The sequence below is a fragment of the Planctomycetota bacterium genome (assembly GCA_035384565.1).
Classification (GTDB): Bacteria; Planctomycetota; PUPC01; order DSUN01; family DSUN01; genus DAOOIT01.
In genome coordinates, this window is sequence record DAOOIT010000001.1 from 219,662 (window position 1) to 245,012 (window position 25,351).

A 25,351-nucleotide genomic window follows, 5' to 3' on the forward strand; every position below is an offset into this window, starting at 1 on the left:
TACGCGGCAGAGAAACGTGGGAGGCCACATCTCCGCACTTCGGCGGCCCATCGTATTCGTTGCGCCGCCGCAGGTCAAGCCGCATTGCCCTTCGCGCCATTGACTGCTGTGGGCGGGATTGTACAATGATGACAAGGGGCAACTGCTCATCTACGGCCTGTGTACGCAAGGGGGGTGCGCAATGATGGGGCGGGACCCAATCGGGCAGAGGGAGGCGGCGAGCGGCTCGGACAGGAGGCTTCTCGCCGCGGCTGGGCTGTTCCTGTTCGGCCTCCTCATCACGGTTGGCGTCGTGGCGGGCTCCGTTCTCCTCCGCAGCTTCGCAAGGCTGGAGGAGGAGGACGCGCAGAACGACGCGCTCCAGGTGGCCGGCGCCCTGATGGCCGACCTCGCCTCCTTGGAGAACACGACGGCCGATTGGGCCTTCTGGGACGACGCCCGCCAGTTCGTGCAGCAGCCCACCCCCGCGTTCGAGGCCGCCAACCTCAACCTCGAGTCCCTCGACAACCTGCGGATCAACACGCTGGTCTTCCTCGACAACTCGGGGCGGATCGTGTGCGCCAGGTCCTTCGATCTGGAGACACGCACCCCGGCGCCCCTGCGGGCCGAGGCCCTGAAGCCTGACCGCTTCGCGCTTCCGCCCAGCGCCGGCCAGCGCGACGGTTGCTCGGGCCTCCTGCTCACTCCCGACCATATCATGCTGGTCGCCGCCCGCCCCATCCTCAACAGCAAGCGCCAGGGGCCGGCGGCAGGCACCCTGCTCATGGCCCGCTGGCTCACGGCCACCGAGCTGGAGCGCCTGTCGGCCATCACCCACCTGAGGATCGTCCTGTGGCGCCTCGACGACGGCAAGTGCCCCAACGAGGTCCGCTCGCTCGCGTCCGACCTGTGCAACGGTAACCGCGTCGCGGCCTGCCTGCTGGACGGTGACACGGTCAAGGGCTATGCGATCTTGAACGACTTCGCGGGCGACCCGGCCGTGCTGGTCGAGACTCGGGCGCCCCGCCTGATCCACCACGCCGGCACCCACGCGGTGCGCTACCTCGTTGCGGGAGTCGTCACCGTCGGCCTGCTCTTCGGCCTGGCGGGCCTGCTGCTTGTGCGCTGTCTGGCCGCCTCGCAGCGGGCCGTGCGGCGACGGGCGGAGTTCGAGGAACTCATCGCAAGGGTGGCCGCCCGTTTCCTGCGGCTCGCCCCCCAGAAGATGGACGATGCGATCCGCGACTCCCTGGGCGAGATCGCGGCCTTCGCCGGAGCCAGCCACTGCTGCCTCTTCCAGCTCTCGCAGGATGGCGCAACGGCGGCGTGCACCCACGCGTGGGGCGGCAACTCCGCCGAGTCCACGGCCGTGGCTTGCGGCAGCTTGCGCCGCGATGACTTCCCCTGGGCGGCCGCACGCCTCGAGCAGGGCGAGTCGGTTGCCGTAACCAGCCTGTCCCAACTGCCCGCCGCGGCGGCCGGGGAGAAGGCCGCCTTGGAGGCCCGAGGGCTGAGGTCGCTCCTCGTGGTGCCGCTTGTGACGCGCGACGGCCCGAGGGGCTTCCTCGGCATGGCCACAGCGGCCGGCGAGCGCGCCTGGGCCGAGGAGGACCACCTGCTGCTTCAAATGGCCGGCGTGGTCTTCGCGAAGGCCATGGAGCAACGCCGCGCGGATGAGGAACTGATCGAGGCCAACCAGCGCCTGGAGAAAGCCCTCGACGAACTCCGCGCCACCCAGGAACAGATCGTGCAGCAGGAGCGCCTGAGCGCGCTCGGCCAGATGGCCAGCGGCATCGCCCACGACTTCAACAATGCCCTCCTGCCGATCCTGGGCTACACCGACCTGCTGCTCACGGTGCCCGAGACCCTGGGCGACCCGCTGGAAACGCGCGAGATGCTCCAGACCGTGTGCAACGCCGCCAGGGACGCGGCCAGAGTGGTGCGGCGCCTCAGCGACTTCTACCGCCGGCGCGACGCCGCCGAGCGACTCGAGGCGGTGGACCTCGGCAAGACGATCCAGGACGCGGCGCGTCTGAGCCAGCCCCGCTGGAAAGACCAGGCCCTGGCCGAGGGCAGGAACATCGCGCTGAGCATCCGCACGCACGGCGAGCCCTGGGTGCTCGGCGACCCGAGCGAACTGCGCCAGATGCTCCTCAACCTCATCCTCAACGCCGCTGACGCCATGCCCGACGGCGGCACCATCTCCATCCAGGCCCGGCGCGACGACGACGCCGTCCTCATCGAGGTGCGCGACACGGGCGTCGGCATGACCGACGAGGCGAAGCGCCGCTGCTTCGACCCGTTCTACACCACCAAAGAGGGACGCGGCTCGGGCCTGGGCCTCGCGATGGTCTACGGCATCGTGCATCGGCACGGCGGCACCATCCGTGTCGAGAGCGCGCCGGGCGAGGGAAGTGCCTTCCTCATCCACCTCCCGGCCCTGCGCGGCGGCACCTCCCCAACCGCGCCGACCAGTCCTGGCGAAGGGCACCCTCGCTCCAAGCCCCTCCACGTGCTGGTCGTGGATGACGACGTAGTGGTGCGGCGCGTGCTCCAGTCGTTCCTCGAGACCGACGGCCATCAGATGGTGGGCGCCGCGAATGCCGAGGAGGCGCTCGAGAAGCTGCGCGGCGCCGCATTCGATCTCGTCATCCTCGACCGGGCGATGCCCGGCATGAGCGGCACCGAGTTGGCCGCCGTCATTAAGCGCGACTCGCCCGGCCAGCGCATCATCATGCTCTCGGGCTTCGGCGACACAATGGCAACCTCGGGCGAGGCGATCCCGTGCGTGGACCTGCTCCTCACCAAGCCCATCTGTCACGAGGAGCTGGCCGCGGCGATTCGATCGTGTCTTGCCGGAGCGCCCGGCCGGCTGACCGGCTGACCCCCCGACCCCCTCGACCAGGGCCGCGTTTGACTCGCAGGCTCCCGAGAGGTAACCTGAAGCCGTTCCATTCACCCCCTCCGGCCAGAGGCCACGCAAGGAGAGCAGCATGAGCAAGTCGAGGTTGTCGCGTCGCGAGTTCGTGGGGGCGTTGGGCGGCACGGTGGCCGCCTTCACCGTGGTGCCGCGGCATGCCGTGGCCGGCACCACGGCCAACCCGCCCAGCGACAGGCTCAACATCGCCGGCATCGGCGCCGGCGGCATGGGCGGCGGCGACATCGGCGCCGTCGCGGGCGGCAACAACATCGTCGCTCTGTGCGATGTGAACGCCAACACCCTCAAGGACGCCACCACCCCCAGGACGAAGCAGTCCAAGGACGGCAAGACCGAGGAAGTCCCCGCCAAGTACCCAAAGGCCAAACTATACGCGGACTTTCGCAAGATGTTCGACGAGATGGAGAAGGACATTGACGCGGTGACCATCGGCATCCCGGACCACACGCACGCGGTCGTGGCCATGGCCGCCATCAAACGCGGCAAACACGTCTACTGCGAGAAGCCCCTCGCGCACTCCGTCCACGAAGTCCGCGAACTCATGAAGGCCGCCAAAGAGAAGAATGTCGTCACCCAGCTCGGCAACCAGGGCCACTCGTCCGAAACCATCCGCATGTTCTGCGAGTGGATCTGGGATGGCGCCATCGGCAACGTGCAGCGCATCGAGCTCGGCTGCGCCGCCGTGAACTCGGGCGTGGACCGCCTGGAGCAGGTGCGCAAGGAACGGCCCGAAGTGCCCTCGCACCTGAACTGGGACCTGTGGCTCGGCCCCGCCCTCGACCGCCCCTACCACCCCGCCTACTGCCCGGGCGCCTGGCGCGGCTGGACCCCCTTCGGCAACGGCACCGTGGGCGACTGGGTGTGCCACGTGGTGGACCCCGTGTTCTGGGCGCTCGATCTGGGCGCGCCCAAGTCCATCCAGGCCGAGGTGAAGGACTGGGACTACAAGACCCAAGGCGATGCCTTCCCGAAAGGCGACAAGATCACCTACGAGTTCGCCGCCAAGGGCCAGCGCGGGCCGATCACCATGGTGTGGCACAGCGGCACCGTCAAGGTCCCGCGGCCCAAGGAGCTGGAGCCCGACCGCAAGCACTATGAGACGGGCGCCGTCGTCTACGGCGACAAGGGCGTCATCGTCTACGGCTCGCACGGCGCCGGCGGCGTGCGCATCATCCCCGAGACGGCCATGAAGGCCTACAAGCTGCCCGAGAAGAAGATCCCCCGCGTGCCCGGCCACCACGGCGACTGGCTCCAGGCCATCCGCCAGGGCAAGAAGGCGGGGAGCGACTTCGCCCTCTACGGCGGCCCGCTCACCGAGATCGCCATGCTCGGCGTCATCGCCATCAAGCTCCACGGCGCCAAACTCGAGTGGGACGCCGAGAAGGTGCAGTTCACCAACTCCTCCGAGGCCAACGCCCTCATCAATCCGCCGTATCGCAAGGGCTGGGCGCTCTGAGGCGGCGGCTCACGGCAGTGGGAAGGGGAGGGCGAGGAGAGTGCGCGCCACGGCCCGGAAAACATCGGCCCCCTTGCGCCGCGCGGCCTGCACGCCGTGGAAGGCGTGGTTGATCTCGTAGAACGGCACGAGCGTGCCGCACGCGCGGGCGAGGTGATACTCCAGCATGTCGGCGCTCAGCGTGCCCGGGCGCGAGCGGGCCGAGAGGCCGGGAGTGTCCCAGAACAGCGTGTCGCGGATGGCCCGGTAGGCGTTGAGCCGCTCGGGCGAGGGGTAGAGCTCCTCGGGCTTCTCGAGCACATAGCAGCCGTCGCAGGGCGGGTCGGCGAAGCCGCGGGTGCCCAGGTAGCCGTGGAAGTCGAGCGACAGGTCGGGCCGCAGTTCCTGCCACAGCCATCGCCAGAGCAACTGGTCCTCGACGGCCTTCGGCGGCGCGCCGTCGCTGGCGCCCGTGAAGTCCGAGCACGGGTTCACGTCGGCCGCCGTCCAGCCGTTGCGGCCGCGCACATTGCCGTCGGGGTTGACCATCGGCACGAGCCACACGTCGCAGCGCTCGCGGATGCCCCTGGCCTCGGGGTGGCTGGAGGCGAGAAACTCGGCGATGCCGCAGACGGCCAGCGGTCCGCAGTGCTCGCTGGGGTGCTGGCCCGAGAGCACAAGGACGGTGAGCGGCCTGCCGTGGCCTGTGCAGGGCAGGCGTAGGCGCGGAATGTCGCGCCCCTCGTGGCTGCGGCCGAGCGAGTCCACCAGCGCGCCACGCTCAGCCATTGCCGCTGCCCAGGCCACGAGCTTCGAATAGGGCAGCACCACGTTGCTCGCGACGAAGAGCGCCGCGCCGGGCGGCACCACGATCTGGGTCGAAAGGTGGTCGAGGCCGTAACGGTCCGCGCCAGGCCAGCGGTGGGCCACGGGCAGCCAGTGGTCGAGGTCGCCCTCGCAGAACCACAGCGGCGCGGGGTAGTGGTGCAGCATGCCCAGCCGCCCCTCGTCGCCGAGCAGCGGGTCGGGGTAGACGTCCAGACGCACGGGGCCGCCGTCGTCGCCGGCCTCGACCCTCACGCAGAAGTACTTGCAGTAGGGGGCCCTCTCGCCCACCTCCTCGAGGCGCCAATGGCCGGGCGCCACTTGCTGGATGTTCTTGCCGTTCCCGCACTCGAAGTCGCTGGTGACCCTCATCGCTCGTCCCCAAAGCCAGTGGCCGTGGAACACCCGATGAGGGCCATTATAGCAGGCGCGCCCCGCTTGCGGAATTGCGCCGGCCCGCCCGCTCGGGTAAGATGAGCGCCTCGACTCTGCTGACCGGATGGGAAGGAGAACCGCCGATGAAGCTCGGGCTGGTGACCTACAACCTGGCCAAGGATTGGGACGTGCCGACGATCCTCGCGATGTGCGAGAAGACCGGCTTCGAGGGCGTGGAACTGCGCACCGGCCACGCGCACGGCGTCGAGGTCACCCTCTCGCCGGCCCAGCGGGCCGAGGTGCGACAGCGCTTCGCCGACTCGCGCGTCGCCCTCGCCGGGCTGGGCAGCGCCTTCGAGTACGACGCGATTGACCCCGCGGTGGTGCGGCAGAACATCGAGGGCACGAAGGCGTATGTGAACCTCGCGGCCGACGTGGGCGCGCCCGGCGTCAAGGTGCGGCCCAACCGCCTCCACGAGAAGGAGGGCGTGCCGAAGGCCAAGACCCTCGAGCAGATCGGCCTGGCGCTCCGCGAGTGCGGCCAATACGCGGCCGACTGCGGCGTCGAAATCCGCCTCGAGGTCCACGGCCACGAGACGTGTCTGCTGCCCAACATCCGCGCCATCCTCGACGCCGCGGACCACGACAATGTGTTCGTCTGCTGGAACAGCAATCTCGAGGACCGCGACGCGGACGGCTCGATTGACGCGAGCTACGCCCTCGTGCGCGGCAAGATCCGCCTCGCGCACATCACCGATCTGGCCGACGAGCGCTATCCCTGGCGCCGCCTGTTCGCGCTGCTGGCCGCCGACGGCTACAGGGGCTTCACCCTCGCCGAGATCGGCCAACCGAGCCTTGAGCCCGAGCGCTTCCTGCGCTACTACCGCGCGCTGTGGCTCGCCTATCAGCCGAGGTAAAGAGAAAGGGGGAAACTTCCTGCAAGAGGCTCCCCCCACACCCGCCTCGAGAACTCTCACACAGGGCGGCGATTCGCCGCCCCTGTGTAGAAGTTCTCGGGAGGAGGGGGCGTGGGGGAGGAGCCCTTCTCCCAAGAAGGGCTCCTCCCCCGCCGATCATTGCTTCACAGTGACTTTCGGCGGCGTGGCGAAGTCGTTGTAGAGGCGCTGCACCTCGGCCGGCGTGAGTGCCTCGGGCGCCTCGCGCACGTAGAGGCGGTAGCGGAGCGTGATGGGCTTGTCGGCGGGCAGCTTCATCGGGGCGTAGGAGCCGAAGCGCCCGTAGTCCCGGTAGGCCGAGTAGATGGCCCCCTTCGGGTTCTCGGGGTGGTTCAGGTGCGCCACCTCGAAGGCCGAACCGCGCAGTGTGAACCGCACGGCGGCCCACGGCATGTCCTGCGTGCCTTTGCCCCCCGGCGTCATGTTCGGCGGGAAGACGTATTTCGTGTTCTTCTTGTTCTCCGCGTTGCCGACGTCGAAATGGGGGCGGAACTGGACGCCGGCGTGCTCGGGGTCGCCGCCAATATCCAGGTCACCCATCCTGGACGCCAGCGTGGACACGAAGTCGAGCAGCACCTCGGGCTTGCTCTGGCGGTAGACGGTGATGGTGCGTTCCTCGACGAGCACGGGTTCGCCCTTCGGGTCGGCCCAGTTCACCAGGGCGGTCATGCGGCCGAGCACGGGCCCGGCCGCCTGCTGGGTGAACCTGTCGAGCCGTTGCCAGCAATTGGGCACGTGCCAGAAGTCATAGGTGGGGCCGTTGGGCAGCTTGACCTTGTAGCCGAGGAAGAGCCCGCGATGGTGGGGGAAGGGCTGGCCGCCGGGGCTGGTGATCACGTCCTGGCCCTTCGAGTCGAACACGTGGGTGAAGGGCTTGGCGTCGGGGAAGCGTTTCTTGGCGTCGGGGTCGTCGGTGAAGCGGTACATGAACCGCGTCACCTTGCGGCCGTCGAAGAGCAGGTCGAGGTGGTCGCCCTTCGCGTCCTCGAAGGCGAAACCTCTCGGCGCGTCGCCCTTTTCGATCTTCGCCTTGTAGGTGGCCTTTTCGCCCTTCTTGAGCGACACGAGCCAGGCGAGCATGAACGAGCCCCTTTCAGGGCCGGGCACGAGCTGGCCGGGCGTCTTGCCGCCGGGACCCTCGACCTCCACCGCCACGTCGGCCCCCGGCGTCGCGGGCAGCATGACGGGCGCGCACACGGGCGTCTCCACGCGGTCGCTATCACCCGCCTCGACCTCGAGCGTGACCTCGAAGGCTCGGGCGGGAAGAGCCAAGAGGGCCAGCACGACCCAGGCCAGTGTCAGCCTTCTCGCGAGCATCGTTTTCTCCTTGGACAAGGGATGCCACTCCGGTAACCCACGGGGCCACAGGCCATCCGACGCCCGTCAGGCTCCCTCGGCAAGAAGAGCCTGGACCTCCGCCAGCAGGGCCGGCAGCTTATGGCGCACAACATCCCAGACGACCTGATCGTCCACGATGTCGTCCCCGTGTATCAGGACATTGCGGAACGAGATGATCTGCCTGCGGTCGGTGATCTTCGCGGCCGCGGCGGGCTCACGCCTGGCCAGGCGGCTGAGGGCTTCGCCGATGATCTCGAACTGGCGCTGAACGGCGGACCGCAAGAGCTTGTCGCCGGCGTAGTCCTCGAAGGTCTTGCCGGCCGTGAAGTCGAGGACGAGGGCGCCGGCCTGCCGCATGTCTTCGAGCAGCTTCTTCGCCTCAAGCCGCATAGAGCACCGTTCGCGTCCGGTTGACGGACTCCAGGAAGTAGGGGTTCGTGATGGCGCGGGTCATGACCAGATCCACGGGCCGCCCAAAGAGGTCCTCGAGCGCGGCCAGCAGGCCGAAGTAGGCATCCGCATGCGCCCCCGGCTCCAGCGGCAGGAACTCGACGAGGAAGTCCAGGTCGCTGCTCTCCGCGAGGGGGCCTTCGCTCGTCGCGGCCGAGCCGAAAAGCTCGAGGCGGCGAACCCTGAACTCTCGGCACAGGCTATCCAAGGCGGGCTTGTGTTGCTCGACCAGTGCGACCACGGCAGGCCTCCTGTCGCCTATTATCCGGCGCAGGGCAGGAAATGCAAGGAAGGAACCGGGGCCTGTCACGCCTCGTCTATCTCCACCGTGCGCTGCTGCTCGATCGAGCGAAGCGCGGCCTCGATGATCTGGGTGGCCGCGAGGCCGTCCTCGGCAGTGACGACGGGCGGCCGGCCGTCGAGGAGGCAGTCCACGAAGTGGTAGATGGGCATGACCACGAAGCCCTGGGGCACGCCGAAGGCGTCGAGCAGGCCGGCGGTGAAGGGCGTTTCGAACCGCCGCGGGCCGGCCACGCGCAGGCCCTGCTCGGTGCACTGGATCTGCGCGGTGCTCTTCGAGCCCACGAGGCTCATCTGGAAGTCAATGAGCGTGGGCCAGCTCTTGGGCAGAATCCAGCAGGTCTCGAAGGTGATGAAGCAGTCCTCGAACGCCACCGTGGCCTGGAGGGCGTCGTAGGTGTCGGCGCCCTTTCGCTTGAGGATTTCGCGGCGGGCGTGGGCGGTGACGCGCAGGGCCCTCTGCCGCCCGATGAGCCAACGCATCAGGTCCACAATGTGCGGCAGCAGGAACCAGTGGGGGCCGCTTTGGCCCGCCCAGGCGAGCATGCCGAAGGGGATCGAGAGGGGGTTGGAGAGGCGGATGTAGCCCATCACCGGCTTGCCCAGCTCGCCCGCATCAATCCGCTGCTTGAGGGCGAGGAACGGGGGATTCCAGTGATTATGGAAATCCACCATCACGGTGCGGCGAGCCTTCTTCGCGGCGGCGAGGATCTGCCTGGCCTCGGCGGTGGAGGTGGCGAGGGGCTTCTCGATGAGCAGGTGCTTCCCGGCCGCGAGCAGCGCGAGGGCCGTGTCGGTGTGCGCGAAGTCGGGCGTGGCGATGGAGACCGCCCGGATGCTCTTGTCGCCCGCAATCTCATCGAGGGTCCGCGCGGCCTTCGTGCCGTACTTTTTCGCCACTGCGGCGGCGCGGGCGGGGTTGAGGTCGAAGACGGCGACGCACTCGGCGCCCGGGCAGGCGGCGTAGGCCTTCACGTGGTTCTCGCCGAAGAGGCCGCAGCCGACGACGGCGGTTTTCAGGGACTTCATGGGCCACCTCCGGGGCTATGCGATGAAGTGGAACCACAGATGCGTGAGTGCGGCCGCGTAGAGGCCGGCGATCACGTCGTCGAGCACGATGCCCCAACCGGCGTTGAGCGCCTCGGCGCGGCTGGCCGGAAAGGGCTTGATGACGTCGCACACTCGGAAGAAGAGGAAAGCGGCGAGCGCGGCCTTCCAGCGCACCACGCTCATCACCAGCGGCGTGACGGCCACGAGGGCGAACATCTGGCCGGCGGCCTCGTCGAGCACGAACTGGCGGGGGTCGCGGTTGTCGTAGTGCACCTGGGCCCAGTGGCCGAGCGCGATGCCGATGGCGGCGAAGACGACGCCCGCCGCGCCCGCGGCGAGGCTGAGCGTGGCCCCTTCCAGCCGCAGCGCCGCGAGCAGGTAGAGGGCCACGGCCCCCAGGCTGCCCACGGTGCCCGAGGCGAAGGGGAACTCGCCGAGGTAGAAGCAGCTCACGGCCCACTCACGCACGCGGTCCATGGGCCTCCTTTCGGCGCGCCGTTTGGCCCCCCACCCGGGCTTCCAGGTCGTACCCCACTGCATCGGTGATCTCCACTTCGACGAACTGGCCGGCTTCGAGGCCGCGGCCGCGCACGCGGATGAGGCCATCCACGTCGGGCGCCTCGGCATAGCTGCGGCCGGCGAAGAGGCCGGCGCCCAGGCGCCGGTCGAGCACCACTTCGGCCCGGGCGCCCACGCGGGCCTGGGCCTTGCGGAAGGCGATGGCCTGCTGGCGCCGCATCACCTCGCGGCGGCGTGCCTCGCGGGCCGCCGGCGGCACCGCGGGGCCCGCGGCGGCGGCCGGCGTGCCTTCCTCTTCCGAGTAGGCGAAGGCCCCCAGGCGGTCGAACTCGACGGCCTCGATGAACTCCAGCAGCGCCGCGAAGTCGGCCTCGGTCTCGCCAGGATACCCGACGAGCACGGTGGTGCGCAAGACGAGGTGGGGGATTCGCTGGCGGAGGCGCGCGATGAGGCCGGCCATGGCGGCGCGGGTGGTGCGGCGGCCCATGCGCGCGAGCACGGGGTCGCTGGCGTGCTGGATGGGCAGGTCCACGTAGGGGCAGAGCTTGGGCGTGGCGGCGAAGGCGTCGAGCGCGGCCGCGTCGAAGTGCGCGGGGTGCGAGTAGAGCACGCGGAGCCAGTGCAGCGGCCCGATTTCGGCGAGCTGGGCGAGGAGCCTGGGCAGCGAACGATGGCCGGTGAGGTCGAGGCCGTAGTTCGTGGTGTCTTGCCCGATGAGCACCAGCTCGCGGCAGCCGTCGGCGGCCAGGTCGCGGGCCTCGGCCAGACAGGTTTCGAGGGGCTTGCTGCGCAGCGGCCCGCGGATGAGCGGGATGGCGCAATAGGCGCAGCGGTTGTCGCAGCCCTCGGTGATGCGCAGATAGGCGTAATGGCGAGGCGTGATGCGGAGGCGCGGCCCCTCGTCGCCGAAGCCGCCCGGCAGCGGCTCGAGGCGCACGACGGGCCTGGGCGCGGGCCGCTCGAGCAGCCCGGCGGCCAGGGCGGGCAGTTGGCGCGGGTCGGCGATGCCCAGCCAGGCGTCCACGCCCGGCAGCTCGCGGGCCAGTTCGCGCCCGTAGCGCTCGGCCAGGCAGCCGGCCACGACCACGGCGCGGGGGCGGCCGCGGGCCTTCAGCTCCAGCGCCTCCTGGATCGCGCCGAGCGATTCGGCCTTCGCGGCCTCGATGAAGCCGCAGGTGTTCACCACCACCACGTCGGCGTCGGCGGGGTCGCCGCACACGAGCCAGCCCGCCTCGGCGGCGGCGCCGAGGATGCGCTCGGCGTCCACCTCGTTCTTCGCGCAGCCGAGGCTGATGAGGCCGATGCGGTGCCTATCGTGGCCGCGCCTGCTCATCAGCGAGGGCTCCGGGCTGCGAAGAGGAGGACGCCTGACTTACCGATAGACTTGGGCTCTGGACCTCACGCGGTTCACTCGGACCTCTCTCGCTTGGTCGTCAATCTCGTACACAACCCGGTAGGGTCCCACGCGGATGCGCCAGTCGTTTCGTGACCCCACGATCTTGCGGCAACCTGGGGGCCTGGGATCCGCGGCAAGCGCCCGAATGCGCGCGGCAATCTGATCAAAGCGGTCATTGGGCAGGCGGTCCATCTCGCGTTCCGCAGAACGCTCAATGCGCACGGTGTACACGCCGACTGCGCTCCGCGAGATACTCATCGAAGTCCCGGAACTGCCTGGGCCTGTTACGCAAGGCTTCTAGCGCCCGGAGGTCCTCAGTGTCCTCGAGCCGTTCGAGCAACTCCTCGTAGTCCTCGATGTCCAGGATCACCCGCGCCGGCTTGCCGTCTTTGAGCACGATCTCGGGCTCTTTCAGTCCCGCCTTCATCGGCTGGCCACTCCTTTCCCTCCCCTCGGTTCCACGGACGCGGCCACTGGACGCATTATACGCCCGGCTGTGGGCGGCGTCAAAACGCGCAGCCGGGTCACTTGCGCGACGGGGCAGCGAACGGCGGCTCGCCCTTCAGTTGGTCCGCCAGCGCCTTCACCGCCTCAATCCCTTCGGCCTCGCCGAAGCAGGCGAGCCACACGGCACCCTCGGCGCCCGCCACGCCGCCGGCGCCGATGGGCACGGCCTCGACGCGGCACAGCACGCGCAACGCTTCGATCTCGGTGAAGAGGTCGCCGTGGAGCGGCCACAGCGAGGGCCCGTTGCCGCCCTGTTCCTCGAGGGTGCGCGCGGCCTCGATGATGTCGGCCGGCGTCTCCTTCTCGAGGCCGATGGGGATGAGCAGGCGGATGCGTCGGGCGACGAGGGTGCCGAGCACGGCGCCCATCGTGCCGCCCGTGGGGTGGCCGACGAGCAGGCCGGCCACGCCGGCCGCGTAGTTCAGGGCGTTGGCGCCCTTGAGGAACACATCACCCGCCTGCATCTGGGCCACGGCGCCGGTGGCCGAGGCGCCGGCGAGGGGCTGGCCCTTCACCAGCACCACGTCGGGCAGGTCGGCCGACAGGTCGGCGTCGGCCCGCGACACGCCGGCCGGCAGCACCTGGCCGAGCACGTAGTGGCGCTTCTCAATGGGCTGGCCGAGGATCTCCTCCACGATGTAGGCGTTCGTGCCGCCCTTGGCGATGGCCACGGTGCCGTGGGCCAGCGCGTCCTGCACGGGCGGGTACTTCGCGACGCCCTTGGCGATCAAGCGCTTGGACTGGGCGACGGTGAGCACGAGATCGGTGCGCATGTCTGTCGCTCCTCGCGTGGAAGAGGTGGGGGCGCCTCACGGGCCGAACCGCGGCGATCCTAGTGGAATCGCCGCCCTGGCGCAAGGCGGCCCGGCGGGAGCATGCCCCCGGTCCTCACCTGTATCACCACGGTGGGAGCGAAAGGGATGCAGATGGACAGGAGCGGCCACGGAACGCCGCCGCGCCATACTTGCTCAACTGGGAGGGGGAGAGATTTGAGCAAGTATGGGCGGGAGGGCCGCCGAGCCGCCCGGATCGCCAAAGCGCCATACTTGCTCAACTCCCCGGGGCGGCAGAGGTGAGCGAGTATGGCGGCGCGTGTCTGGTTTCCAAGACACTGGCGACGAGCGGGGGCGTGGGCGCGAGAGTTGAGGGCCGTGCTCCGGCAGGGTCTGCCGCGGCGCTTGTGTTCCACGGGTTTCCGCCTATAATATCACTCCATTCGGCCTCGCAAGGGCGATTCAGTCGCATTCCCTGGTTCGAAGGAGCATTGCGCCCGCATGAAGGTGGCGAAGTTTGGCGGCACGTCGCTGGCCTCCGCCGAGCAGTTCCGCAAGGTGGGAGCCATCATTGCGTCGGACCCGCAGCGGCGGATCGTCGTGGTCTCCGCGCCCGGCAAGCGGCATAAGGCCGACACGAAGGTGACGGACATGCTGATCGCCTGTGCGGACCGGCAGCTCGCCTTCGGCTCGGCCGAGGTCGAGGTGCGCGCCGTGGCCGAGCGCTATGCCGAGATCGCCCGCGGCTTGAGCCTGTCCGAGGCCATCGCCGATGTGGTGACGGCGGACCTCAACGCCCGGCTGGCCGGCGACAAGAGCCACCGCAGCCGCTTCGTGGACACTCTGAAGGCGGCGGGCGAGGACAACTGTGCGAAGCTCTTCGCCGAGTACCTGCGGAGCCTCGGCCTCGAGGCCAGCTACGTGAGCCCCCGCGAGGCCGGGCTGCTCGTGAGCGCCGAGTTCGGCAACGCCCAGGTGCTGCCCGAGTCGTACGCCCATCTGCACGCCCTGCGCGACCGCCCAGGCATCACCGTGTTCCCCGGCTTCTTCGGCTACTCGAAGGCGGGCGATGTGGTGACCTTCCCGCGGGGCGGGTCGGACATCACGGGCTCGATCGTGGCTGCCGGCGTGAGGGCCGAGCTGTACGAGAACTTCACCGACGTGGACTCGGTGTTCGTGGCCAGCCCGAACATCGTCGAGCATCCCTGCGCGATCCTGGAGATCACGTACCGCGAGATGCGCGAGCTGTCCTACGCCGGCTTCAGCGTGTTTCACGAGGAGGCCCTGGAGCCCGCCGTGCGCGCCAACATCCCCGTGTGCATCAAGAACACCAACAACCCGGCGGCCCCCGGCACGATGATCCTTCCCGAGCGGGTGCTCGCGGCCGGCCCGGTGACGGGAATCGCCAGCGACACGGGCTTCTGCTCGCTCTACCTGAGCAAGTACCTGATGAACCGCGAGGTCGGCTTCGGCCGCCGCCTGCTCCAGATTCTCGAAGAGGAGGGGCTCTCGTTCGAGCATTGCCCGTCGGGCATTGACAACATCTCCGTCATCCTGCGCGAGAAGCACTTCGACACGGCCCGCGAGGCCCGCGTGCTCGAGCGCATCCGCCGCGAGCTGGCAGTGGACGATGTGACGGTGGAGCGCGACCTGGCCCTGGTGATGATCGTGGGCGAAGGGATGCGGCACACGGTGGGCATCGCCGCGCGCGCCACGGCCGCGCTGGCCCGAGGCGGCGTGAACATCGAGATGATCAACCAGGGCTCGTCCGAGGTCTCCATGATGTTCGGCGTCAAGGCCGCCGACGCCGCCCGAGCCGTTCGGGCGCTCTACGGCGAGTTCTTTCTCCGGCCCCCCAAGGGCTAGGCGGGCCCGCGCGTCCCCCGGCGCTCCGGCCACAGACCCACGAGGAGCGCGCCCGTGAATCGAGCCGCGTCCAACCGCCTTGCGGCGCTGGCCTGCGGCCTGCTGCTGGCCGCGACGGCCGGCGCCGCGGCGCCGCCCGCGCCGGCCCCCCAGGTCGCCTTCACCGGGCTCGAGAAGATTCCTGCCGAGCCGCGGGCCGTCTTCGAGGCCTACCACCGCGCCGTCGCCGCGCGCAAGGTGGCCGACGCCCTGGCGTGTCTGCACGACGGCTTCCTCGGCGACGACGGGGGCAAGGCCGAGCGGAAGAAGCGCCTGGCGATGAACTGGCGAAACTACACCTTCGAGGCCGCGAGCATCGAGGTGGAGAGCGCCGCGGCGGCCACGTCCTACACCCGCCCGCGCTCCCTGCGAGCCCCCGAGAAAACCTGGACCGGCGAACTATGCGTGGTGGCGAGCCGGACCACGGTCCAACTCGTCCAGCCCCAGGCGAAGGCCCGGCAGGCCCAGAAGCTCCCCCTCACCCAGACCGTGCTGCGGAGGGACGGCGGCAGGTGGCTCATCGTGGCCGACCACGCCGACTCGCGCGCCCAGAAGGCCCTCCTCCTCGCCACCGACCTCACGGCGGCGCTCAAGACCTCTCTTGCGGCCACGAAGCTCTGGGATGGCGCGAAGGACTTGCCCGCCCTCGAGGCGATCCGGGCCAAGGCGCCCGGCCTGCCCGCAGCCGCCGCGCTCACGTGGGAGCCATTCGGCATCGCCATGACCGGCCCTGACCGCGACCAGCCGACCATCCGCGGGCGCCTGCTCGGGGCACTGCCAGGCCGCGCGCCCGGCGCCCCGCCGTTGTGCTACCTGGTCGTGCTCTCTACCGTGATGGAGAAAGACCGCCTGCGCCTGGTCACCATCGCGGCCAAGGCCATCCCCTATGAGCCGCCCGAGAAGGAAGAGCCGGAGAAGGAGGAGCCGGAGGACGTGGGCGACGTTGGATGAACGTCCCGCGCTCCGCGTCGTCCCCGCGAACCTGGGAAAGGAGACCCCCGTGCCTGAGAACCGCCACCAGATCAATCGCCGCGCCTTTCTCGGCGGGGCCGCGGCGTCGGCCCTCGCCCTCGGGTGCCGGCGGCTGCACATCGTGCCGCGCCATGCGATCGGCGGCCCCCGAGTCATCCCCCCGAGCGACAAGATCAACGTGGCCGGCATCGGCTGCGGCGGCAAGGGGGCCAGCGACGTCGCGGGCCTGGAGAGCGAGAACATCGTCGCCCTGTGCGACGTGGATACCGCCCGCGGAGCCGGCATCTTCAAGCGCTTCGCCAACGCCAAGGTGTTCCAGGACTACCGCGTAATGCTCCAGGAGATGGACAAGCAGATTGACGCGGTGACCGTCTCCACCGCCGACCACAGCCACGCCCCTGCCTCGATGATGGCGATCCGGATGGGCAAGCACTGCTTCACCCAGAAGCCGCTCACCCACTCGATGTTCGAGGCCCGCGCCCTCGCCGAAGCCGCCCGCAAACACAAGGTCGCCACTGTCATGGGCATCCAGGGCCATTGCGGCGAGCACCAGCGTGTGCTGTGCGAATGGGTCTGGGCCGGCATCCTCGGCCCCGTCCGCGAAGTCCACATCTGGACCGACCGCCCCGGCAAGTGGTGGAACACGCAGGGCATGGACCGCCCGAAGGACACGCCCCCCTGCCCGCCGAGCCTCGACTGGAACCTGTGGCTCGGCCCCGCCCCCGAGCGGCCCTACCACCCCGTCTACCACCCCTTCGCCTGGCGCGGCTGGTGGGACTTCGGCACGGGCGCCCTCGGCGACATCGCGTGCCACGCCTTCGACGGCGTCTTCTGGGCGCTCAAGATCGGCCAGGCCAAGTCGTTCGAGGTCGAAGCCGTCCACTCCGGCCACAACGGCGAAACCTATCCCAAGTGGTCCATCATCACCTACCGCATCCCCGCGCGCGCCGACATGCCCGAACTGAAGCTCGTGTGGTACGACGGCGGCAAGACGGCGGAGCGCCCGAAGGAACTGGAGCCTGACCGCAAGCTGGGCGACAACGGCCAGCTCCTCATCGGCGACAAGGCCACGATGCTCGACGGCCGCATCATCCCCGAGGCGAAGATGAAGGAGATGCAGCCCGCCCTGCCGCCCAAGACCCTGCCCCGCTCGCCCGGCATCTACGAGGAGTACAAGCGCGCCATCCGCGGCGGCGAGCCGTGCGGCGCCAACTTCCCCGACTTCGCCGGCCCGCTCGCCGAACTCGTCCTCAGCGGCAACGTCGCCATCCGCTTCCCGCAGACGAAGCTGGCCTGGGACTGGCGCCGCCTCAAGTGCACCAACATCCCCGAGGCCAACCAGTACGTCCACCGCGAATACCGCAAGGGATGGACGCTATAGAGTGGAAGCCCAATGGCCAATGTCCAACTCACAGTCCTCAAAGACCAAGTAGGGAGGAAGCGGGCACCTCGATAGTCTCAGGGCCTGTTTCAGAACGAACCGAATGCGGACGTGTCGTCGCGAGCCTGTCGAATGATCTTTCGGGGGCTTGCCGCCGCAAGAGTGCCGGAGGCGAGCGGCTTGGCGGCCTCTCGCCGCGTCATGGGGCGGTGGGCCTCGAGCCCGAGAGGATCACCCGGCGGTCGAAGCGGCCGGCGGTGTCGGGGTGCTGCTGGTTCTGGGTGAAGCGCTTGACCTGGTCGCGGGTGAACTCGATGGTCTCGCCGAGGGTGACTACGCCGTCGGCGTTGCCGCCGAAGTCACGCCGGTCCGCCTGCCCGGCGATGGCCTGGAGGAAGAACCAGGTAAAGACGCCGTGGCCGCCGCCGAGGTTGGCGTTCTCGAGGCTGGTCTCGCCCGCCTCGCAGCTCGTGAAGATGAGGCGGAGCTGCGGCACGTCGTTCGGCCCCTTCGCCGCGCCCTCCAGCGCGCGGAGGCCTTCCACGATCTTATTGTCCTTCGGGCCGCGGAGGCCCACCGTGGGGTCGGTGATGCCGGCCGCGTGGCACGTGTCGGCGAGCACGAGGATGTTCCTGGCCCGCAGGCGGTTCAGGTCGTCGCGGAACTCCTCCATCGCATAGGCCGTGGCGGCCATGTGCTCGGGGTCGGTGTCGTGGGTGATGAGGTAGAGGCGCTGGAGCTCGCGCGGGTCGGGGCCGCCGTGGCCCGACCAGGCGACGACCACGAAATCGCCCTCCTGCACCTCGCGCAGGCGCTCGCGGAGGGCGATCTTGACGTTCTGCGTGGTGGCGTCCTGGTTGCACAGGAGTGTGACGCTGTCGAAGCGGCCTCCGTCGGGGCTGCGCAGGTGGGCGGCGAGGGCCTGGGCGTCGCGGGCCGCGTAGCGCAGGTCGGTGAGGCCCATCTTGCCGCGGAACTTGTGCTCGCTCACGCCCACGATGACGGCGTAGCGGCGCGAGATGGGCGCCGGCAGCCCTCCCACGGCCGGCCCGGGCGTGGTCGTGGTGGGCGGGGGCATCACGGGCTGGCTGGCAAGCAGCGCGGCGTTGGCCTTCTGGGCCTTCGCCAAGCGGTCGTAGTCGGCCTCGGCCGTCTTCATCAGGTCGGCCACGGCTTTGCGGGCCATGCGCTGGCGCACCTCCATGCCGTCCTGGGGCCCTCGCAGGGCCGCGATGCCCAGGGAGAACATGGTGAGCGGCAGGGCGAGGATGTCGTAGGTGCCTTTGGCCTGGTAGGGGTACTCGGCCACGGGCGAGCCGTCGCACCGCCGTAGCGTCACCACCACGTCGCACACCCATTCCGAGTGGTACGACAGGGGCCAGACGCCCAGGGTGCAGATGCTCATGAGAGCCAGGAAGCCGAGGCGCGGTCCGTCGTCCTCGTGGTTCGTCACCATGTGGATGTCGGCCACGAGGTTGGCGGGGTCGGGGCCGAAGAGCGAGGCGGCCTCGGACTGGCGGAGGAGGGCGGTGACGACCTGTCTGCCGCCGAGTTGGTTCTCCTGGGCGGCCTTGGCCCACGATCCGGTGAACTCCTCAGTGATCTTGCCCAGGCGGAGGATGGGCGGCTTCTCCATCCGCTTGAGCTCCACACGCTCGGGGCCGCGGCGGATCATGCACCCGCTGGCCGCCAGGCAGGCCGCCAGCAGGACCGTCGCCCCTACGAGTCGCCGTCCATACATGAAGATCTCCGGGATTGCTCATAGTGCGGGCTTCAGGCCGTGTCGGGCCGGCACGGGCTGAAGCCCGCACCGCAAGCCTACGTATCCTTCTGCACGCTCTTGGCGGCCTCGAGCGGCAGGAGCCACACGTTGCGGAAGAAGACCTTGTTCCCGTGGTTCTGGAGGTAGAGCGGCCCGGGCTCGGGACCCTCGGGCTTGCCCGCGCCCGTCTTGTTGGGCACCTCGACGTTGTCGTGAATCTTCACGCCGTTGTGCAGCACGGTGATGCGCGCGTTCTCGGTCTTCTTCTTGTCGGCGTCCCAGCGCGGGGCGCGGAAGGTGATGTCATAGGTCTGCCACTCGCCCGGCGGCTTGGCCTGATTGGTGTCGGGGGGCTTGAACTGGTAGATCGCCCCGCAGCCGCCCTTCTGCGGCGGGCCGCCGGCGGTGTTCAGAATCTGGATTTCGTAGCGGTTCTGAAGGTAGACGCCGCTGTTGCCCGGCGTCTTCTTGCCCGTCGGGTCGGGCTGGATATTGAACTCCAGATGGAGCTGGCAGTCGCCGAACTTGTCCTTCGTGATTGCCCCAACCTCCAGGAAGCCATCGGGCGTCACCTTCGCGTTATTCCACCGCGACGTGTCCTTGCCGTCGAAGAGCACGATGGCGCCCTCGGGCGGCTTGAGCCCCTCGGTGGGCTTGGCCTCTTCGCCGCCCCGGGCCGCCACGCAGGCCAGCCACGCTCCCAGCACGACAAGCGTTCTCATGCCACTGACTCTCCACAATTCCGGTGAGCAGTTCCGCCGTGCGGGGTCCATCGTGCCACGGCGGGGCGCGATTGTCAACCGCGGCCGCCTCTGTGGGAGCCTCTACGCCGCGGGCGGAAGAGCCCCCTGGGGTCGGCGCCCAGCAGGCCGGCGCAGTAGCTTCGCCTGTCCACGGGCGTCAGGTGCGCGGCCATCGCCTGGGTGATGAGCGGCACGAGGCGGAAGCGGTCGAGGCGGTCCGCGATCGCTTCGAGATGCTCGTCGCGGGTCATCCAGTGCAAGCGGTCGCAGGCCCGCAGATTCATCGGGCGACGGTAACCACGCAGGGTGCACTGGCGGCGGACATTGTAGTAGCAGGGGAAGTACGACAGGGCCAGCTCGCGCAGCGAGCGGTAGATCGGCTCGCGGAAGCGGAGGCCGACGCAGTTGCTCTTGGCCACGGCGCCCCAGTGGCCGCCGCGGCGGAAGAGGGCCAGCAGGTGCACGTCATCGAGGCCTCTGGCCGCCACGAGTTCGAGAATCAGCGGCGGGTGGCCGAGGCGGCGCAGCGCGGCGGCGGCGAACAGCGCACCGTCGAAGCAGTGCGCCCGACGGTCGCGCAGCACGCGCAGCGGGCAGCGGTAGACAGGCTCGGTGCTGTAGGGGATGGCGTCGAGGAAAGCCTGGATGGCGGCGGGACTCGTCCATCGCGCGGCCGTCCGCCGCTCGCGGGGCGTCAGGCTCGCCTCGAACCGCTCGGCCTCGGGGCTGCCGCTGTGTCCTGCTCGGCTCATTGCCGGCCTCCTCGCACGCGCCCGCCCTGCGTCGGCCCTCACCTGGCGCCCCGCACGTTCAGCCGCACGGCCCACACGCTGCGGACGGCGGTGATGAAGAGCGTGCGGCGGTCGAGGCCGCCAAAGACGCAGTTGGCCGCGGCCTGCGGCGTGCGAATCTTGCCCAGGAGCTTGCCCTCGGGGTTGAACACCTGCACGCCGTCGCCAGCCGTGCAGTAGAGGCGTCCCTCCGCGTCGCACCGAAAGCCATCGGGCACGCCGGGGTCAATGCGGAACAGCACCTCGCCGCCCTCGAGCGTGTTGTGCATTGTGGGCGGCGTGTCCCCACGCCGCGTATCGCGGGACGGAGACGTCCCGCCCACAAGCACCCTGAAACGGCGGACGACCGGCTCGGCCCGATCGCTGTTCGCCACGTAGAGCAGCCGCTCGTCGGGCGAGAAGGCCAGGCCGTTGGGGCGGAACAGGTTCTCCACCACCGGCGTCGGCTCCTTCGCCCCGGGGTCGAGACGGAACACGCAGCAGGCCGGCTGCTCCTGCTCCTCGGGCCGGATGCCGTAGGGCGGGTCGGTGAACCAGAGCGTCCCGTCGCTCTTCACCACGGCGTCGTTGGGCGAGTTGAGCCGCCTGCCGCCATACGTCGCGGCGAGCACGGTCACCGAGCCGTCGGGTTCGGTGCGGGTCACGCGGCGGCTGCCGTGCTCGCACGAGATCAGGCGGCCCTGGCGGTCGAGCGTGTTGCCGTTCGTGTGGTGCGACGGCTTCCGCCAGACGGCGTGCCCTTCGCCTTCCTTCCAACGATAGATCGTGTCGGCGGGGATGTCGCTGAAGAGGAGACACTCCCCGTCATCGAACCACACGGGGCCTTCGGTGAACTGGAAGCCGTCGGCGATGAGGCGCAGCTTGGAGTCGGAGGCGAGAATGGTCTGGAACGCCCCGTCGAGAATCTCGAAGTCAGCCATGGCCAGCCTCCTACCTGCTCGTTGCGGGTCGGGCAAGAGAGATTCCTCGACCACGCGGCGCTTCGCCCGGAATGACGCGAACGTGGAAGGTCGCGGTCCTGCCTTCCGCAATCGGCCTCGCGTGGGGGACCTGAAGGGGGGCGAATCCCCTGAGCGCGAGCTTCCTGACCTCCAGCTTGCCGTGGAGGACGGAGAGTTGGACCTCGATCCCGCGGCGCGCGGGCTTCTGGCGGACGGTGCCCCAGGCGGCTCCCGTGGACCAGAACCAGGTGGTGGGCTCGCGCGCCGGGGCGAAGGTGAGTGTCCCGGTCACGGCGGAGTAATGGAAGCCGGTGAGGGCGGGCACGGCGCTCCAGGCGGCCATGGCGCGGGCGTAGTGGTGGCCGCACTCGGCCTCATCGAAGGGGTTCCTCTTCCGGCCGTCGTAGCGGGCGCGAATGGCCTCGATGCACTGGAGGCCCGCCGCCGTCTGGCCCTCGTAGAGCATGCCGACGGCGGCGCAGTACTCGAAGCCGGTCATGACCTCGTTGTAGTAGGGGAAGGGGCGCTTCGGGCGGCGGCCGCGCAGGTAGGTGGCCATGAGGAGGGCCGATTCGTCGTTGAGGGCGAAGGTGCGAAGATGGTTGAAATGGCCGTGGAGGCCCCGCCTGAAGTTGTGCCGGAAGATCGCGCGGTGGGTGGCCTTGACGTGCCGGGGGTCGAGGAGGTAGCCGAGGCCGATCACGTGCGCGGTGTACTGGCCGACCAGTTGGTCCACGAGGCAGCCGGCGCCGAGTTGCAGCTCGGGCTCGGCGAGGTCCTTCGCGCCCATGCCCACGCTGAGCCCTGGGGCGATGGCGGCGGCGTCCTTCGGCGGGCGGACCTCGTGCTCGTAGTACTCGCTGTTGAAGAGGTGCTCGTCCATCCAGCGGCGGCCGCGCTCGAAGAGGCCGCGGCAGGTGTCGGCGAAGTCGCCCTCGCCCAGATGGCGGGCCATTTCCTCGACGGCGCGCAGGGCGCCGAGATACCAGCCGCCCATCTGCGGGTTCGGGCCGTAGTACTCCACGTCCATCGTGTTGTGCTGGCAGCCCTCGATCACGCCGTCGCGATCGGCGTCCCAGCCGCCGGGGACCCAGCAGAACTCCATCGCCTTGCGTATCTTGGGCCAGAGGGTGCGGAGCCAGGCGTCGTCGCCCGAGAGCTGCCAGTCGCGGTAGACCTTCATCAGGCAGCCGAGCTGGCCGTCGGCGGCGGCGTGCTGGAACTCCCGGGCGCGCGCGAGGGGCAGGTTGACGCGGAAGGACATGAGGCCAGCGTCGTCCGTGGCGAGGAGGAACTCGGTCTCGCGCATCGAGCGGGCGAGGGTGGGGAAGAGGAGGGCGGTGGCGTGCTCGTAGTTCCACACGTGGGTGCACGAGCCGTGGCAGCAGCCGTTCTTGTCGCCGCAGCCCTCCCAGCCGAAGAAGCGGCCGTCCTCGGTGCGGAAGCTGGTCTGGGACCGGAGGGCGGTGAGGGTGCAGAGCGCTGCCTCCTTGACGGCGTGGGGCAGATCGCTGGAGCAGAAGGCGCGGACGAAGGCCACCGTGTCGCCCTCCAGGCGGGGCAGGGCCGCGGCGGCCTTCGAGGCGGCGTCCCAGGCGTCGGCGAATTGCGTGGTGTAGTAGTTGCCGATGCGGTTGGGGTTACAGCAACCAGGAGACGGGCTGAAGCCCGCACTACTGACATCCTTCGCAGGGGTCCAGGTCATGCGGTTGGGGAAATGCCAGGCGAGGAAGAAAGTGACGGCCTGCGCGGCGCGGGGCGGGACGCGCAGGCGGACGGCGAGGGAGGCGGTCGGGTCGTCCACGCCCTCGGGGTCGCGGGGGTCGAGCTGGCCGTCGGCCGCGAAGTCGTCCCAGAAGTCCAGCAGGCTGTCGCCCCAGGTGCGCTTGGCCCAGGCGGTGCGATGGGTGACGGTTTGCAGTACGGGCTTCAGCCCGTATCCCGTACGGCCTGAAGGCCGCACCACGAACCGGCTCTCGCTTGCGCCAAGAGTGGCGAGCGCGATTGTGCCCCACTGCTCGGCAGCGGGCTCCACGCCTTCCGATGCCATGAAGATGCCCTGAAGCTTGCCCTGCGTGCGGAAGGCGTTGACGTTCTTGAGCGGCTTGCCGTTGGAGCCATCGGCGCCGATGAAGTTCTGAAGGCTGCCGCACACGGCGGCGTCCACAGCCTGCCTCGTGCGATTGGTGAGCACGAAACGCAGGACGGCCACGGGCAGGCCGCTGCGGTCGGGGTCGCCAGGGATCAGCGGGTTGAAGGCCTCGAGGCGCACGTCGAGCGGCACGTCGGGGTCGCTGAGGAGCACTTGGCCGAGGGGGTAGGCGGCATGGAACGAGCAGCGGCGGAAGCGGGGCAGGCCGTGGTTGGGCTGCGGGCAGCCGAAGCCGCCCTCGTAGGCTTCGGGCGGGAGGAGGCCTTCGAGGCAGCGGACGCGGGGCACAGACGCCCTGCCCGCAGGCTTCGCCCAGAGGGCGAAGAAGGCGTTCCTGGGCGAGAAGCCCTTGGCGGGGCGGTTCACGATCTCCCAGTCGCGCAGGTCGCCGCGTCCGCCCAGCGACACGGTGCCCGTGCCGATCCCGCCGAGCGGGAGGGCGATGCGGGAGAGATGCGCGGCATCGTAACTCGTGAGCGCAGGCCAGGACTTGCTCGGCTTCGCGGCCATCAGAGGCTCCGCTGGAGGCGTTCGGGAGCCCGGTCACAGCCTGACAGGAATCCCCTGGCTCTTGAGGTACTCCTTCGCCTGCCGCACGGTGAGGGTGCCGAAGTGGAACACCGAGGCGGCCAACACGTTGGTGGCGTGGCCCTCGAGCAGCACGGCGGCCATGTGCTCCAGCTTGCCGCAGCCGCCCGAGGCGGTGACGGGGATGGTCACGGCGTCGGCCACGGCCTTGGTCATCGGGATGTCGTAGCCCGTCTGCACACCGTCGGCGTCCTTGCTCGTCAGCAGGATTTCGCCGGCGCCCAGGTCCTCCACCTGTTTCGCCCACTCGACGAGCTCGAGGCCGGCCCGCCTGGTGCCGCCGGAGATGAGCACCTCGAAGCCGTTCTCGCCTTTCTCGGCGTCAATGGCCACCACGATGCGGTCGGGGCCGAACGTGTCGGCCGCCTCCTCGATGAGGTCGGGGTTGCGCACGGCGGCAGTGTTGATCGAGACCTTGGCGACGCCGAGGTCGAAGAGGGCCTTCATGTCGTCGAGCGAGCCGATGCCGCCGCCGACTGTGAAGGGCACGGTGACCGCCTTGACGACCTTCTTGACCCATTCGAGGCGGGTCTTGCGCTTCTCCACGGACGCGGCGATGTCGAGGAACACCACCTCGTCGGCCCCCTGCTGGCAGTAGGCGGCCGCGGCCTGCGCCGGGTCGCGCGCGTCGCGCAGATTCACGAACTTCACGCCCTTGACGACCCGGCCGTCCTTGATGTCGAGGCAGGGGATTACCTTGGCGGTCTCCATGGGAAGGCTCCTTGCCAGCAAACCAGTGGAATGCACCAGGGGAAGCATCCTAGCGCACGGCCCGGACCCGCGTCAAGCGCGGCGCCGGGCCCCGTCCGCCCGGTGGAATGCGCCGAGCCCTCCGAAAGACCAGACCGCCCGCGCCCATCCTGTATCACTCCCCCCGCCCCGGGCAGGTGACAGAGCGCGGCGCTTTCGTGATTCATGGCCTTCTGCGGCCGTTACTGGCATGCTGTATCACTTCCTCCCCCACGGGGGTGATACAGCATGACAGCATGTTGCCCGAATCCCACATGGCCGGCGAATGCCGCTGGCCCGAGCGCAGCTCCCTCTCGAACCTCCCCACACGTCCGGCAGGGTGGGATTCTGGACAGCCGGTCCGCGGTCCCCGCATGTCTTCCCGAAGGGATCGGAGCCCTTGGGAGGCCGCCCCTGATTCCCGAACAGGCGGCACGCATGGCCCGAGCGTACGACGCCGGCCCTCCGCAGCCGCCCGCACCCCTGAGCCGCGAGGCGGTTGCGATGTGGTTCTGAATGGGACTGGCCGTGGCCGCTGCGGGTGAG

22 protein-coding genes are annotated in these 25,351 nt (G+C 69.5%); 6 read left to right on the plus strand and 16 right to left on the minus strand.

The features are described from left to right. Positions 1-184: 184 nt before the first annotated feature. Positions 185-2,863, plus strand: coding sequence for a CHASE4 domain-containing protein (locus PLE19_00705; GenBank protein HPD13436.1), 2,679 nt, complete (start codon positions 185-187; stop codon positions 2,861-2,863). Positions 2,864-2,972: 109 nt separating this feature from the next. Beyond that, entirely contained in the window at positions 2,973-4,373 is a 1,401-nt protein-coding gene (locus tag PLE19_00710) for a Gfo/Idh/MocA family oxidoreductase (GenBank protein HPD13437.1), read from the plus strand. A 9-nt stretch (positions 4,374-4,382) separates the two neighbouring features. Here PLE19_00710 and PLE19_00715 read toward each other — a convergent pair whose 3' ends face one another. Further along, positions 4,383-5,549 (minus strand): M14 family zinc carboxypeptidase, encoded by a 1,167-nt coding sequence (locus PLE19_00715; protein ID HPD13438.1) that lies wholly within the window; start codon positions 5,547-5,549, stop codon positions 4,383-4,385. Positions 5,550-5,695: 146 nt separating this feature from the next. Here PLE19_00715 and PLE19_00720 point away from each other — a divergent pair, with 146 nt between their 5' ends. Next, positions 5,696-6,469 (plus strand): sugar phosphate isomerase/epimerase, encoded by a 774-nt coding sequence (locus PLE19_00720; GenBank protein ID HPD13439.1) that lies wholly within the window; start codon positions 5,696-5,698, stop codon positions 6,467-6,469. Positions 6,470-6,625: 156 nt separating this feature from the next. On the opposite strand, the gene PLE19_00725 is transcribed toward PLE19_00720, so the two are convergent. The 9 genes from PLE19_00725 to PLE19_00765 form a co-directional block, all read right to left on the minus strand. Beyond that, positions 6,626-7,825, minus strand: a complete 1,200-nt coding sequence (locus PLE19_00725) for a PmoA family protein (GenBank protein ID HPD13440.1) — start codon at positions 7,823-7,825, stop codon at positions 6,626-6,628. Between the two features lie 66 nt (positions 7,826-7,891). Further along, positions 7,892-8,236 carry a DUF86 domain-containing protein gene (locus PLE19_00730; protein HPD13441.1) on the minus strand — a complete coding sequence of 115 codons (345 nt, stop codon included), beginning with the start codon at positions 8,234-8,236 and terminating at the stop codon, positions 7,892-7,894. Continuing rightward, entirely contained in the window at positions 8,226-8,537 is a 312-nt protein-coding gene (locus tag PLE19_00735) for a nucleotidyltransferase domain-containing protein (GenBank protein ID HPD13442.1), read from the minus strand. Before PLE19_00735 ends, PLE19_00730 begins: the two co-directional genes overlap by 11 nt. A 65-nt stretch (positions 8,538-8,602) precedes the next feature. Beyond that, positions 8,603-9,625 carry a Gfo/Idh/MocA family oxidoreductase gene (locus PLE19_00740; GenBank protein ID HPD13443.1) on the minus strand — a complete coding sequence of 341 codons (1,023 nt, stop codon included), beginning with the start codon at positions 9,623-9,625 and terminating at the stop codon, positions 8,603-8,605. A gap of 15 nt (positions 9,626-9,640) precedes the next feature. Then, a complete protein-coding gene (locus PLE19_00745; protein HPD13444.1) occupies positions 9,641-10,123 on the minus strand; it encodes a phosphatidylglycerophosphatase A in 483 nt (160 codons plus the stop codon). Next, the gene (gene rimO, locus PLE19_00750) at positions 10,107-11,498 is read right to left on the minus strand and encodes a 30S ribosomal protein S12 methylthiotransferase RimO (GenBank protein HPD13445.1); all 1,392 of its coding nucleotides are present in this window, start codon (positions 11,496-11,498) and stop codon (positions 10,107-10,109) included. The genes PLE19_00745 and rimO overlap by 17 nt, the downstream gene beginning before the upstream one ends. Positions 11,499-11,537: 39 nt before the next feature. After that, a complete protein-coding gene (locus PLE19_00755; GenBank protein HPD13446.1) occupies positions 11,538-11,753 on the minus strand; it encodes a type II toxin-antitoxin system RelE/ParE family toxin in 216 nt (71 codons plus the stop codon). Between the two features lie 19 nt (positions 11,754-11,772). Next, complete coding sequence (locus PLE19_00760) at positions 11,773-11,988, minus strand: type II toxin-antitoxin system Phd/YefM family antitoxin (protein HPD13447.1); 216 nt, start codon at positions 11,986-11,988, stop codon at positions 11,773-11,775. A gap of 97 nt (positions 11,989-12,085) precedes the next feature. After that, positions 12,086-12,841: a hypothetical protein gene (locus tag PLE19_00765; protein ID HPD13448.1), complete on the minus strand. Its 756-nt coding sequence runs from the start codon at positions 12,839-12,841 to the stop codon at positions 12,086-12,088. 501 nt (positions 12,842-13,342) lie between these two features. Between PLE19_00765 and PLE19_00770 the strand changes: the two genes are divergently transcribed. From PLE19_00770 to PLE19_00780, 3 genes are read left to right on the plus strand one after another with little or no spacing between them, the layout of a single operon-like run. Further along, positions 13,343-14,707, plus strand: coding sequence for an aspartate kinase (locus tag PLE19_00770; protein ID HPD13449.1), 1,365 nt, complete (start codon positions 13,343-13,345; stop codon positions 14,705-14,707). 54 nt (positions 14,708-14,761) lie between these two features. Continuing rightward, positions 14,762-15,697, plus strand: a complete 936-nt coding sequence (locus PLE19_00775; protein HPD13450.1) for a hypothetical protein — start codon at positions 14,762-14,764, stop codon at positions 15,695-15,697. Between the two features lie 49 nt (positions 15,698-15,746). Next, a complete protein-coding gene (locus PLE19_00780) occupies positions 15,747-17,099 on the plus strand; it encodes a Gfo/Idh/MocA family oxidoreductase (GenBank protein HPD13451.1) in 1,353 nt (450 codons plus the stop codon). A 199-nt stretch (positions 17,100-17,298) separates the two neighbouring features. Here PLE19_00780 and PLE19_00785 read toward each other — a convergent pair whose 3' ends face one another. From PLE19_00785 to hisF, 6 genes are all read right to left on the minus strand, one after another. Then, the gene (locus tag PLE19_00785) at positions 17,299-18,840 is read right to left on the minus strand and encodes a caspase family protein (protein ID HPD13452.1); all 1,542 of its coding nucleotides are present in this window, start codon (positions 18,838-18,840) and stop codon (positions 17,299-17,301) included. Positions 18,841-18,917: 77 nt separating this feature from the next. Continuing rightward, the gene (locus PLE19_00790) at positions 18,918-19,583 is read right to left on the minus strand and encodes a DUF1080 domain-containing protein (GenBank protein ID HPD13453.1); all 666 of its coding nucleotides are present in this window, start codon (positions 19,581-19,583) and stop codon (positions 18,918-18,920) included. A 74-nt stretch (positions 19,584-19,657) separates the two neighbouring features. Beyond that, positions 19,658-20,356, minus strand: a complete 699-nt coding sequence (locus PLE19_00795; protein ID HPD13454.1) for a hypothetical protein — start codon at positions 20,354-20,356, stop codon at positions 19,658-19,660. Positions 20,357-20,394: 38 nt separating this feature from the next. Beyond that, positions 20,395-21,315, minus strand: a complete 921-nt coding sequence (locus tag PLE19_00800) for an SMP-30/gluconolactonase/LRE family protein (GenBank protein HPD13455.1) — start codon at positions 21,313-21,315, stop codon at positions 20,395-20,397. 10 nt (positions 21,316-21,325) lie between these two features. Continuing rightward, a complete protein-coding gene (locus PLE19_00805) occupies positions 21,326-23,998 on the minus strand; it encodes a GH116 family glycosyl-hydrolase (protein HPD13456.1) in 2,673 nt (890 codons plus the stop codon). A 33-nt stretch (positions 23,999-24,031) separates the two neighbouring features. Then, positions 24,032-24,787, minus strand: coding sequence for an imidazole glycerol phosphate synthase subunit HisF (gene hisF / locus PLE19_00810; protein ID HPD13457.1), 756 nt, complete (start codon positions 24,785-24,787; stop codon positions 24,032-24,034). Positions 24,788-25,351 lie beyond the last annotated feature (564 nt).

Excerpts from the sequence above, each read along its gene's own strand:
- PLE19_00705 (HPD13436.1), top strand. The coding sequence starts at position 185 with ATGGGGCGGGACCCAATCGGGCAGAGGGAGGCGGCGAGCGGCTCGGAC.
- PLE19_00710 (HPD13437.1), top strand. The coding sequence starts at position 2,973 with ATGAGCAAGTCGAGGTTGTCGCGTCGCGAGTTCGTGGGGGCGTTGGGC.
- PLE19_00715 (HPD13438.1), bottom strand. The coding sequence starts at position 5,549 with ATGAGGGTCACCAGCGACTTCGAGTGCGGGAACGGCAAGAACATCCAG.
- PLE19_00720 (HPD13439.1), top strand. The coding sequence starts at position 5,696 with ATGAAGCTCGGGCTGGTGACCTACAACCTGGCCAAGGATTGGGACGTG.
- PLE19_00725 (HPD13440.1), bottom strand. The coding sequence starts at position 7,825 with ATGCTCGCGAGAAGGCTGACACTGGCCTGGGTCGTGCTGGCCCTCTTG.
- PLE19_00730 (HPD13441.1), bottom strand. The coding sequence starts at position 8,236 with ATGCGGCTTGAGGCGAAGAAGCTGCTCGAAGACATGCGGCAGGCCGGC.
- PLE19_00740 (HPD13443.1), bottom strand. The coding sequence starts at position 9,625 with ATGAAGTCCCTGAAAACCGCCGTCGTCGGCTGCGGCCTCTTCGGCGAG.
- PLE19_00745 (HPD13444.1), bottom strand. The coding sequence starts at position 10,123 with ATGGACCGCGTGCGTGAGTGGGCCGTGAGCTGCTTCTACCTCGGCGAG.
- rimO (HPD13445.1), bottom strand. The coding sequence starts at position 11,498 with ATGAGCAGGCGCGGCCACGATAGGCACCGCATCGGCCTCATCAGCCTC.
- PLE19_00755 (HPD13446.1), bottom strand. The coding sequence starts at position 11,753 with ATGGACCGCCTGCCCAATGACCGCTTTGATCAGATTGCCGCGCGCATT.
- PLE19_00760 (HPD13447.1), bottom strand. The coding sequence starts at position 11,988 with ATGAAGGCGGGACTGAAAGAGCCCGAGATCGTGCTCAAAGACGGCAAG.
- PLE19_00765 (HPD13448.1), bottom strand. The coding sequence starts at position 12,841 with ATGCGCACCGATCTCGTGCTCACCGTCGCCCAGTCCAAGCGCTTGATC.
- PLE19_00770 (HPD13449.1), top strand. The coding sequence starts at position 13,343 with ATGAAGGTGGCGAAGTTTGGCGGCACGTCGCTGGCCTCCGCCGAGCAG.
- PLE19_00785 (HPD13452.1), bottom strand. The coding sequence starts at position 18,840 with ATGTATGGACGGCGACTCGTAGGGGCGACGGTCCTGCTGGCGGCCTGC.
- PLE19_00790 (HPD13453.1), bottom strand. The coding sequence starts at position 19,583 with ATGAGAACGCTTGTCGTGCTGGGAGCGTGGCTGGCCTGCGTGGCGGCC.
- PLE19_00795 (HPD13454.1), bottom strand. The coding sequence starts at position 20,356 with ATGAGCCGAGCAGGACACAGCGGCAGCCCCGAGGCCGAGCGGTTCGAG.
- PLE19_00800 (HPD13455.1), bottom strand. The coding sequence starts at position 21,315 with ATGGCTGACTTCGAGATTCTCGACGGGGCGTTCCAGACCATTCTCGCC.
- PLE19_00805 (HPD13456.1), bottom strand. The coding sequence starts at position 23,998 with ATGGCCGCGAAGCCGAGCAAGTCCTGGCCTGCGCTCACGAGTTACGAT.
- hisF (HPD13457.1), bottom strand. The coding sequence starts at position 24,787 with ATGGAGACCGCCAAGGTAATCCCCTGCCTCGACATCAAGGACGGCCGG.